Source organism: Deltaproteobacteria bacterium, assembly GCA_023382265.1.
Taxonomy (GTDB): Bacteria; JAMCPX01; JAMCPX01; order JAMCPX01; family JAMCPX01; genus JAMCPX01.
In genome coordinates, this window is record JAMCPX010000032.1 from 25,525 (window position 1) to 32,525 (window position 7,001).

The 7,001-nt window shown below is 38.4% G+C and carries 6 protein-coding genes; all 6 read left to right on the forward strand.

The genetic code is table 11. From position 1 onward, the window contains the following. Window positions 1-165: 165 nt before the first annotated feature. Entirely contained in the window at window positions 166-798 is a 633-nt protein-coding gene (locus tag M1381_06400) for a TetR/AcrR family transcriptional regulator (protein ID MCL4478714.1), read from the forward strand. After that, a complete protein-coding gene (locus M1381_06405; protein ID MCL4478715.1) occupies window positions 788-1,948 on the forward strand; it encodes an acyl-CoA dehydrogenase family protein in 1,161 nt (386 codons plus the stop codon). Before M1381_06400 ends, M1381_06405 begins: the two co-directional genes overlap by 11 nt. Window positions 1,949-1,957: 9 nt before the next feature. Continuing rightward, complete coding sequence (locus M1381_06410) at window positions 1,958-3,106, forward strand: acyl-CoA dehydrogenase family protein (protein ID MCL4478716.1); 1,149 nt, start codon at window positions 1,958-1,960, stop codon at window positions 3,104-3,106. A 363-nt stretch (window positions 3,107-3,469) separates the two neighbouring features. Then, window positions 3,470-3,706, forward strand: a complete 237-nt coding sequence (locus tag M1381_06415) for a hypothetical protein (protein ID MCL4478717.1) — start codon at window positions 3,470-3,472, stop codon at window positions 3,704-3,706. Between the two features lie 5 nt (window positions 3,707-3,711). After that, window positions 3,712-6,183, forward strand: a complete 2,472-nt coding sequence (locus M1381_06420; protein ID MCL4478718.1) for a hypothetical protein — start codon at window positions 3,712-3,714, stop codon at window positions 6,181-6,183. Between the two features lie 21 nt (window positions 6,184-6,204). Further along, window positions 6,205-7,001: hypothetical protein (locus M1381_06425; protein MCL4478719.1), on the forward strand; the 797-nt coding region annotated here is incomplete at its 3' end.

A 7,001-nucleotide genomic window follows, 5' to 3' on the forward strand; every position in this document is an offset into this window, starting at 1 on the left:
TTTAAACAAGCTTATAATCCCCCTTTTGCTTTACAGACATAAAAAACGACGGTATGAGTTTTTTATGTTTTTTAAAAGTGTTATTAAGGTTAAAACAATCTGATTGACATTTAAGTCAAAATTTATTTTAATAATCTTAATTTAATAATTCTGAAAGGTAGAACAATGAAGAGTAAAAAAAGAGAAAAGATAGATAAGATGAAAGAAAAAATCACAATGGCTGCTGTAAAAGTTTATGCTGAAAAAGGTATGCAAGGGATTAAAATTACTGACATAGCAAAAGAAGCAAATATCTCATACGGACTGGTCTATCACTACTTCAAAAATAAAGAGGATATAATGAATGAGATATTTTCAAGAAGCATTAATATTTTTCTTGAAGCAATTGAAAAGGTATCTTATAAGGATGAGCCGCTTGAGGCTAAGTTAAGAGGTTTTACTAATTTCTTGTTTAATGCATGCAGGGAAATGCCGGAGTTTATGCATGTTATTATGTATGAAGTTATATGGACGCCGAGGTTCCTTGAGACAAGGAATTTCATAAGCTTTACCATGGCATTTACGATCTTTGAAAAAATGCTTTCATCATGCAAACGGAATGGTGAAATCAGCAGAGATACAGATGTAACCGTTGCTACTTATATGTTTTTTGGCGGACTTGAAATGCTTCTTACCGGTATCATTTTAAAAGCAATCCCGATCAATAAGCAGGAGATTTTTGATCGGATATCCGATCGATTCATAACACAATATATAAGGGGAATAATGGTAAAGGAGGGTATAAAAAATGGAATTTGAACTAACAAGGGAACAAATGGAATTCAAAGAATCTGTTTACAGATTTGCTTTAAGGGAGCTTGTGCCGGAATCAATGAAATTGGAACATGATGACAGAGAAGAATTTATAATGGAAAACTGGACAAAAATGGGCGGCATGGGTTTGCTTGGTTTACCATATCCTGAAGAGTATGGCGGTTCCGGGGCAAGCGTCCTAACAACAACCCTCGCAGGCGAGGCACTTGGATTTGCAGGCGTAGATGCAGGGCTTTTACTCTCATGGGGTGCTCACACTATTTTGTGTGGTGTCCCAATATGGCAGCTTGGCACAGAAGTACAGAAAAGAAAATATCTGCCGAAACTCGCAACAGGTGAGTGGATAGGGGGGCTTGGACTTACAGAGCCCAATGCGGGTTCTGATGCTGCCGGCATACAGACTACTGCTGTAAAAAAAGGGGATAGATATATACTTAACGGCTCAAAAATGTTCATTACGAATGGCCCTACAGGGAATGTTTTTGTTGTAGCTGCTGTTACGGATAGATCAAAAAAGGCATTCGGAATTAGTGCCTTTATAGTTGAAAAAGGGTTTAAAGGATTTTCCCCGGGCAAGAAGCTTTCAAAGCTTGGTGTAAGAACATCCCCGACCTCTGAACTTATTTTTGAGGATTGCGAAGTTCCGGAAGAAAATCTTCTTGGAGAGGCAGATCTTGGTTTTATCAATGTTATAAAACTCACACTTGAATGGGAAAGGAGCTGTCTGGTTGCTCCTGCAATAGGCGGGTTAGAGCTGGGAATAAAAGGTGCTGTGGCATACGCTAAGCAGAGAAAGCAGTTTGGTAAACCTATAATAAAATTTCAGGCTATAAGACATAAGATAGCAAATCTAAAGATGAACCTGGAGGCTGTAAGGCAGATCGTATATAAGGTTGCATGGCTAAAGGATAAAGACATACCAGCAATGATGGAAGCATCCGCTGCAAAATTGTTTGTCTCAGAGATTATGGAAAAAATGTCATCAGAAGTGCTTCAGATATTTGGCGGATATGGTTTCATAAAGGATTATATTGTTGAGAGAGGATACAGGGATTCAAGGCTTGCTTCGATAGGCGGAGGTACATCGGAAATACAGAGGGGCATAATTGCACGCTCTATAATCAATTTTAAATAGTGAGGGGATATGGATTTTGAACTTACTGATGAACAAAAAAGACTAAAAGAATCATTCTCAGAATTTTGTAAAAAAGAGATTGCACCGAAGGCAGAATTTATAGATCGTGAGGCATCATTCCCCGAAGAAGGTATTCGGTTACTTGGTAAAGCAGGCTATCTTGGCATTGGTTTCCCGGAGGAATATGGGGGCTCCGGCGGCGATGCTGTTCTAAAAGCAGTACTTGGTGAGGAACTCGCAAAGTCATGTGCTGCAACCTATTTATCATCCGGTGCTTCGTCGGGATTGTTTGGTATACCTATCGTAAAATTAGGGACAGAAATACAGAAAAAGAAATATTTACCTGGTGTTCTATCCGGGGTAAAAATGGGCGCACTCGCTATAACAGAACCGGATGCAGGGTCTGATGTTCTCGGTATGAAAACACATGCAGAAAAAAAAGGAAACAGATGGGTCATCAATGGCTCAAAAACCTTTATTACAAATGGTCCTGTTGCTGATCATGTAATAGTGGTTACATACACCGATAAGGCAAAAAAAAGAGATGGATTGAGTTTATTTATTGTAGACAGGGGAACAAAGGGATTTTCAAATGGTAAGCCTTTTGATAAACTTGGAGTCCGGGGATCCCCAACATCGGAGTTGTTTTTTGACAATTGTGAAGTCCCCGAAGAAAATCTTGTTGGGCAGCTTAACAACGGGTTTTATCATCTCGTTCAAACACTCACACATGGACGCATTGGAATGGCGGTTTATAGCCTTGGAATCGGGCAGGCATGTCTTGAAGAATGCATTGATTATGCACAAACAAGGACAGCATTTGGTAAACAGATTGCGCATTTTCAGGACATACACTTTAAGATAGCTGACATGAGGATGTATATAGATGTGGCAAGGGAGCTTATTTACAAAGCAGCATGGTTGCTTAATAACAATGATCCTCAGACCCTGCTTTTTGCCTCTATAGCAAAACTTTTTACCTCAGAACATGTAACTCAAATTGCAAATGACGCCGTGCAGATCTTCGGAGGTTATGGGTATATAAAGGGATACAAGGTTGAAAGGTTATACAGGGATGCAAAGCTTGGTGAGATTGGTGAAGGCACCTCTGAGATTCAGAGAGCGATTATTGCCGGGTTTGTAGAAGACCAATATTAGGAGAGTAATAGGGGCGGGTTGTAAACCCGCCTAAGGCAAATTTGATAAGGTCTTGATAAGTAAGGTTAATTCCGTGCAAACCTTTTATTCAAGCGGATCAGCGGTCTGTTAGGTGTTGTTATGGCTTAATTCTGATCACAAAAGCGATCACAATTAATAAGGTGAAACATGAAGAACTCACAGCTTACAATGCCGTTACCATTAGATTTCTTTTCGTCTTGTATTTAGATTCACCTCCTTTTTGATAGTCTTATGAGAGACTCCTCTCATGTTTCTTATAGAAATACTGGGGGGAATGGGAGCTATTGCGGATATTACATCCTGTCTTTGTAAGATGATGTATTACAGATGTTTGAAGAGGATATGACACATAAGCACATTTCAGAGCAGTGTAATACATTTATTAGCTGGTTTAATGATGGGGAACAAAAGCTACTCGTACGATTAAATGGTACCAATGGAGATGATAGGTACGGAGCAGCGCAGGAAGTATTAGAGCATCCACAGAATCATGCCAAAACAGTAGTTTCAAGGGCAATGGATGTGGCTTATGCCGGCAGGTTATATTCTACAATATCTATCCTCAATGTGGGAGATTGATTCGGATGGGGAATGGTCCCCTTGCGATAATAATAGATTTTCTTCAACCAGTAAACCCATCTACATTTCAATTGAATAAAACATTTACATCAGGCGGTATTGGCATCACCCCATCGGCAATTATCTCAGGGTTACAGTTTACCGCTGGTTCATTTGATTCAACCAACACAGAGTTAACATTATGGATTAACACATCCCAGATGGGTGTAGATCAGAAAACAGGCGTATATTATCCACAGGTACTATATACGCTGTATTATACATCAGGGTTAAAAACTGCTACAGGGAATACATTGTCTGAAGCCTTGTGTTTACAATCTCTTATTCCATTGTATGGATTTGAAGCAGTTGGGTCAATGAATGGAGTTGCTACAGTAAGTGGCTATGAATACGGACAGGAATTTGGGGCAATATCAGCTATAGCACCCCTTGTAGCTATTGGTATAGGAACGATTTGGGACTGGATAAATGGAATACCATCTAATCCGGGTAGTTCAGTACCAGATGCATCCTATTTAGAAGTACCACCGCATTATCCATTCACAACAAACTTTAATAATACCTTAGTTACACCGGTAGAGGTTACACTTGAGGAAAAGGATATATATGGTAACTTTGGAGCAGTTGACGGAAGTCAATATAGCGGGTACAATAATATCATGTTTGGTGATTGGATTAGCACATTCACAACATTGTTGCCATATACTCCATACTGGCCCGGCTTGGAGACATTCAGCTACACAGTAGCATCAGCTACTGGATTTGATATAGATACCGTATATAAGCTTACTTATCCAACGCTCCAATGTAACATGCCAAGTGGACATGTAGGTGATCAGGATTTAATGGGGGATCCTTTAGGCTATGCAAGCCCCATACCAAATTGCACACCAAGTTTTGGCAATCCATGCTACTCCCCTATACCTGCTGACCAGAGTATCACATTTCATACCTCTCCAATACGTATAGACAATTTACAAAGTGATAATGTAGATATACCCACAATAACAGCACCTTTTACAGTAACAGGTATCGGGACATTGGACATAGCAAGCGTAGGTATAACAACAACGAATGGAGAAGTAAATATTGGAGCACAAGTTAGTCAAACAAGTACCGGTATATATTTTACGAGTAATGGGGGATTATCTTTTAAATGTCCAGGAGATAAAACAATAGTTGCAACAGGGTATAATGTAACAGGCACAAGCAGAGGATCTGATTTTGTAACAATAAACTATCAGCCTGTACCAGCAACACAGCCGTATGTATGTAGTGATCTATCACAGACATTGAGTGATATTTTCAGTAAAATAAAATCTTCATGTGGGACATGGAGTTTAGGTTTTCCGTTGTGTCCACAATTGTTAGCCCATAATATGATTGGTGGTGCGCCCAGTAAATGGGGAGTATGGTCGGATAATCCGCTTTTTTTACTTAGTTCATCTGGATTAGAGGGAATATTAAGACTTGCGTTTGACGGTTTACTTACTGATGAATGTGATACTGCTCAATGTGGCTATTTTACCGGTAAGGATAGTGCAGGTAATCCTGTAACAAATTGTACTGATCCTCTTAGTGGCGGTTCAATAACATCAACATGCACACAGATATATCAATATGCATATCTGCCATTCAATCTTTTTGGTATGGGTACAAACTTTGATGGCAGAACCGCACCGCATCATACAGCGGATTTTATAAATGACTCATTTCAACTTGCAGGTGGGAGACCTGGCTCAAGTATTAATATAAAATCCATATCAACAAGCTTAAATCCGGATGGCTCTATTCATTTTGATGGAAGTGCTGATTTAACAGTAAGTGGAACTATGAATATTTACTTTTATAATCAATATCAGACCTGTATCAAAGAAGGCTATATTTGTATTGCAGGTGTATGCTTTAATTATCCCGAAGTTTATAACTGTCCGGGATATAATCAATTTTTTGTATTTCCAATGAATGGGGATACATTTAATAATCTGCATATTTCATTTGATATGAAGCCAAATGTAAGTCCTGTACCTGTATCGTGTGGACAAGCAAGGCCGATAGAATGGGATGTACAGAACTATAATGCAAGTGTGGATTCATTTTATTTAAGCCCTTCAGACAGTGCGGAATTTTGCACTGCATTTTATAGTGTACTTAATGGACTAAGTGGAGGATTATTAAGCTTATTTAATGGTGTCGACTGTCCTACTGTTATTGCTGCTGTAGACATTATAGGTAAGGATGTAGTTAACAACAAGCTGCCAGCAGTGACTGGATGGACCAAGAAATTAGGCCCATTTATAAATTTAGTCGCAGTAATGGCACATAATTATTATTATAATAAGCCAATACCATTGCCACAATGGAATAAGATATACGGGGTTGGCATTTCTTATAATGGTTCAGAGGAAATACCAATAAACTTGCCACAGAAAACACCGGAAGCCTGTGTAGATATATCTTACCTGCCATTTCAATAAGGTGCATAGCAGGAGTGATATATGATGACTCGTAACTTGATATTGTTAATATGTATAGGTATGATCTTTGGTTGTTTTTCACATAATACTTCATCTAATCCCAGTGGAGGTATGTTTCCTATTAGTGCTGATGTTTATAACAATTATTTGTATGCCTATATGTCGGGGGATAGTGCAATACAATACGCTAATATAAATTCTGATGGCAGTATCAATAAATGGCATATCGCTATATTCCCGGGCGTAGACTCAATAAATAATTATTTTTGTTCTTCTACTTGCTTATTGGGTAATGATGCGACAGTGGGTGTAAATTATATTAACAATAATTATCTCTATCTTTTCCCATATATTACATATCCTCCACAACATTGGTCTTCAGATATCCTTATATATATGCCTTTGCATAACGATGGTTCTATTGGTTCATGGTTTACAGCAACGCCTTTTGAAGGTGAATACATCACAGCAAGTGATGGTTCTTTACATATAGAATCGTTGAAAATTGGATTTACCTATATTATATATAATAATTATATCTACATGATAGGAGGGTGGTATGCTTCGTATGATGGACGTTATGGATACGGTGATGTTACAACTACTGCTTATGCCTCTATTAATCCTGTTGGTTCTATTAATCAATGGCAATTTACAACAGGTTTATACTCGGATATGCCTCCAATAGTGTTTGTTTACAATAATTGGTTATACGCTATCGCAAGCTTCACAAATACTACTTATTATAGGGTTCCTATTAATCCAGATGGGTCTTTTGGAGAACGAATAACGTATTCAACATCTATTGCTCTTACTAA